Genomic DNA, 3,321 nt, shown 5'->3' with positions numbered 1-3,321 from the left:
GGCCGCCGGCCTCGATCCCGCACGTGGCGAGCCGCACCGTGCCGCTGCCCAGGGCGGCCCCGCCGCGCAGCGAGACGCCCGTCGCCGCCGCCAAGCCGGCCGAGCCTGTGACGCAGCAGGCTCAAGCGCCGCAGGCACAGGCACCGCAGCAGACCGCTGCCGCCCAGGCGAAGCCGGCCGAGGCCACACCGCAAACCGTCGCGCCGACCGTCGGTCAGGCCAAGCCGTCGGCGACGATTTTGCCGACGCAGGAGATGCCGGCGGCACAGGGACTGGATTAGCACTGCGAGTTTGATGCGATAGCGCCAGCCACACCCACGCTGTCGTCCCTGCCAACGCAGGGACCCATACCGCGTGATCTATCGGTGGGGATGAGGTGCGAGTCCCGAACGACCAATCTTCGCCAAACTGCTCCCTGTGGTTATGGGTCCCTGCGTTCGCAGGGACGACGGCTGAGCAAAACAAAAAAAGGCGCCTGAGCAATTCAGGCGCCTTCCGCATTTCAGCGATCGCTTCAGCTCCGCGGATATCCCGCGGCTTCCAGGATCAAATTCGCGACCTCCTTCGGATGCGACACCAGCGAGAGGTGGCCGGCATCGAGCTCGACCGTGGTGGCGTTCATGCGCTTGGCGAGGAAGCGTTCGAGATCCGGATTGATGGTGTAGTCGTTCTTCGACACCGCGTACCAGCTCGGCTTCGAATGCCACGCAGCTTCCGTGGTGCGGCCGGCGAAGATCGACGCGGCGGTCGGCCATTGCACGGCATAAAGCTCCCTGGCCTGCTCCGGCTTCACGCCATTGGCGAAATATTTCAGGAAGGCGTCTTCCGAAAGTTTTGTGTCGCCGTCGCGCTCGACGATGCCGGCGCGCACCGGGCCGGTCGGGAATTGCTTCGACAGCGCGACGAAATCCTCGTTCGCATCGGGCGCACGTGCGGCGACATAAACGAGGCCGGTGACCTTCGGATCGGTGCCGACCTGGCTGATCACCGTGCCGCCCCAGGAATGCGCGACCAGCACGGTGGGTCCGTCCTGCTCGGCCAGCGCGCGCTTGGTCGCCTCGACCGAGTCCGCAAGCGACGACAGCGGATTCTGCACGGCCGTGACATGCAGGCCCGCGGCCTGGAGGATCGGGATCACCTCCGACCAGCTCGAGCCGTCGGCCCAGGCGCCGTGCACCAGCACGACGTTCTTTGCTTTCACCGTCTGCGGTGTCTGCGCGTGAGCGAGGCTGAGGGGGGCCGCCAACAGGCTCGCGGCGACGAAAAGGCTGCGCCAAAGTGACATGATCGTGCTCCGTCTCGTTTTGTGTTCGATGTCCAAAGGACGGAGCGTGGGGCAGCGGCGTTACGCTCAGTCACCTACCTGTGAGCAGCGTCTTGGTCGGGCGTGTACGGGACGCGTGGGCGAGCTTGCAGTGGGGGTAACGTAGAACGACAGGCCCAACCTGTATTCCCATTTCAACCGAAAACTGCCGCTGGATTCTGCGGCACTGACAAACAGGCCGGTACGAAACATATCGACGGAGGAGTCGCTGCGGGGCTACTCGCGGCGTTTCGCGACACAACTGGACAAGTAAAAAAACGCCCCGGGGCACCGGGGCGTTTTCTCAAACCTGGAAGTGGCGTGCCGTGGTTAGGCGGCGACCGAGTTCTCGATCACCTGCGCCTTCGGTGCGCTGGTATTGATCGCGATCTGGCGCGGCTTCTTCGCCTCGGGAATCTCACGGACGAGGTCGACGTGAAGCAGCCCGTTCTCGAGCGAGGCGTCCTTCACCTGCACGAAGTCGGCGAGCTGGAAGGCGCGCTCGAAGGCACGCGCGGCGATGCCGCGGTAGATCACTTCGTTCTTGCTGTTCTCGCCTGCGACCTTCTCGCCCTTGATCGTCAGCGTATTTTCCTTCGCGACGATGGAGAGCTCATCCCTGGCGAAGCCCGAGACCGCAACCGTGATGCGGTAGGCATTCTCGCCGGTACGCTCGATGTTGTAGGGGGGATAACCGGGGCTGCCGTCCGAGCTGGCCTGGTCGAGCAGGCTGAAGAGGCGGTCGAAGCCGACGGTGGAACGATAGAAGGGGGTGAGATCGTAGCTACGCATGGTCTAGTCCTCCATTGAGCGACTGTTGGGTAACCCGCCCGCCAATCGGGCCGGGCTTTAGTCTGTGTGCAGCCTGATGTTCCGGGTCCGAAACACTGGTAGCGGCCTGCACGAAGATGATATGGGTGGAACGAGACGGCGTTCAAGAGGGCGGCAATCAGCGCCTTTTCGGCGCTCCCGCCCCTTGATTTGCAGCACTTCGCGCCCAAGCACTTCCAATCATGACGCTGGTCTCGATCCCGTCCAATCCCGTCCCCGAAGACGTCGTCAGCGGTACCATCAAGACGCCCGATGGCGCCGAGCTGCGCTTTGCGCGCTGGGCGCCGCCGGCGAACCGCAAGGGCACCGTCTGCGTCTTCACCGGACGCAGCGAGCAGATCGAGAAATATTTCGAGACCGTGCGCGATTTGCGCGACCGCGGCTTTGCAGTGGCAATGATCGATTGGCGCGGGCAGGGCCATTCCTCGCGCCGCCTGCGCGACCCGCGCAAGGGCTATGTGCGCGACTTCTCCGATTTCGAGGTCGACGTGGAGGCGTTCGTGCAGCAGGTCGTGCTGCCGGATTGCCCGCCGCCGTTCTTCGCGCTGGCCCATTCCATGGGCGGCACGGTGATGCTGCGGGTGGCGCATGCGGGCAAGCGCTGGTTCGACCGCATGGTGTTGTCGGCGCCGATGATCGACCTGCCCGGCCGCACCACCTCGCTTCCGGTGCGTGCGCTGCTCAAGACCATGCGCCTGCTCGGGCAGGGGGGCCGTTATGTCCCCGGCGGCAGCGACCGTCTCACCGGGCTCGATCCCTTCATCAACAATCCCGTGACCAGCGATCCGGTACGCTATGCGCGCAATGCCGCGATCCTGGAGGAGGACCCGACGCTCGGGCTGGCATCACCGACCGTGGCCTGGGCCGATACCGCCTTCCGCGCCATGAACACCTTCAAGGGCAAGAACTACCCCTCGCAGATCCGCCAGCCGATCCTGATGCTGGCGGCCTCCAACGACGCGGTGGTCTCGACCGCGGCGATCGAGGAGTTCGCCTATCACTTGCGCGCCGGCTCCCACCTCGTGATCGCCGGCGCCAAGCACGAGATCCTCCAGGAGCAGGACCGCTACCGCTCCCAGTTCTGGGCCGCCTTCGACGCCTTCGTGCCGGGCACGCCGTTGTTCAAGTGAGGAAAGAGCGCGTCATCGCGCTACAAACTCGTCATGCCCGGGCTTGTCCCGGGCATC

The 3,321-nt window shown here is 65.0% G+C and carries 3 protein-coding genes and 1 pseudogene; 2 read left to right on the top strand and 2 right to left on the bottom strand.

The features are described from left to right. Positions 1-281 (top strand): annotated as a pseudogene (locus IC66_RS47885) (hypothetical protein); the annotation flags it as partial. Positions 282-514: 233 nt separating this feature from the next. Here IC66_RS47885 and IC66_RS0133665 read toward each other — a convergent pair. Together IC66_RS0133665 and IC66_RS0133660 are read right to left on the bottom strand one after the other, a co-directional pair. Further along, positions 515-1,285, bottom strand: coding sequence for an alpha/beta fold hydrolase (locus IC66_RS0133665; protein ID WP_038950586.1), 771 nt, complete (start codon positions 1,283-1,285; stop codon positions 515-517). A gap of 348 nt (positions 1,286-1,633) precedes the next feature. Then, positions 1,634-2,095: an Hsp20 family protein gene (locus IC66_RS0133660; RefSeq protein ID WP_028140008.1), complete on the bottom strand. Its 462-nt coding sequence runs from the start codon at positions 2,093-2,095 to the stop codon at positions 1,634-1,636. A 221-nt stretch (positions 2,096-2,316) separates the two neighbouring features. On the opposite strand from IC66_RS0133660, the gene IC66_RS0133655 reads away from it, so the two are divergent. Then, positions 2,317-3,264, top strand: a complete 948-nt coding sequence (locus tag IC66_RS0133655) for an alpha/beta fold hydrolase (RefSeq protein ID WP_028140009.1) — start codon at positions 2,317-2,319, stop codon at positions 3,262-3,264. Positions 3,265-3,321: the final 57 nt, after the last annotated feature.

It is taken from the genome of Bradyrhizobium genomosp. III (assembly GCF_000261705.1).
Classification (GTDB): domain Bacteria; phylum Pseudomonadota; class Alphaproteobacteria; order Rhizobiales; family Xanthobacteraceae; genus Bradyrhizobium; species Bradyrhizobium ottawaense.
The sequence above is the reverse complement of the archived record's forward strand: the minus strand, read 5'-3'. Positions and strand labels throughout refer to the sequence as shown.

Excerpts from the sequence above, each read along its gene's own strand:
- IC66_RS0133655 (WP_028140009.1), top strand. The coding sequence starts at position 2,317 with ATGACGCTGGTCTCGATCCCGTCCAATCCCGTCCCCGAAGACGTCGTC.
- IC66_RS0133660 (WP_028140008.1), bottom strand. The coding sequence starts at position 2,095 with ATGCGTAGCTACGATCTCACCCCCTTCTATCGTTCCACCGTCGGCTTC.
- IC66_RS0133665 (WP_038950586.1), bottom strand. The coding sequence starts at position 1,285 with ATGTCACTTTGGCGCAGCCTTTTCGTCGCCGCGAGCCTGTTGGCGGCC.